Here is a 357-nt window from a genome sequence, read left to right as displayed (position 1 = left end):
CATTTCTTAGCCATACCTTTACCCATCTCTACGGATCAGAAAAAAGTCGTCTTAAACGATTTATCGCACGTATTGTTGGAAACAATGCAACAGCTGACGAACTGGTACAGGAAGCTTTTTCAAAACTAATTGATGCATCTCACAGACAGAATATCCGTGAACCTTCGGCATATCTGACCCGTGCGGCGCGAAATCTCGCACTCAATCACCTTCGCCATTTACAGCAAGGCATTGAGGTTTCAATTGACGATCAGATTTATCTCGCCATTGCAGACAGAAAACCATCCCCTGAAATGGAAGTGATCTACCGCCAGGAACTGCGACGGTTATTAACCGCCCTCTCAAACCTGCCGTCAC

General features: G+C 45.7%; 1 protein-coding gene. It reads left to right on the top strand.

Annotated features, from left to right (window positions below; translation table 11 throughout):
* Window positions 1–357 (top strand): RNA polymerase sigma factor (locus tag HBA93_RS19420; RefSeq protein ID WP_221724385.1); only part of this gene is annotated, 357 nt, incomplete at both ends.

Origin of the sequence: Ochrobactrum sp. SFR4 (assembly GCF_019730395.1) — a bacterium.
GTDB lineage: Bacteria > Pseudomonadota > Alphaproteobacteria > Rhizobiales > Rhizobiaceae > Pseudochrobactrum.
The sequence above is the reverse complement of the archived record's forward strand: the minus strand, read 5'-3'. Positions and strand labels throughout refer to the sequence as shown.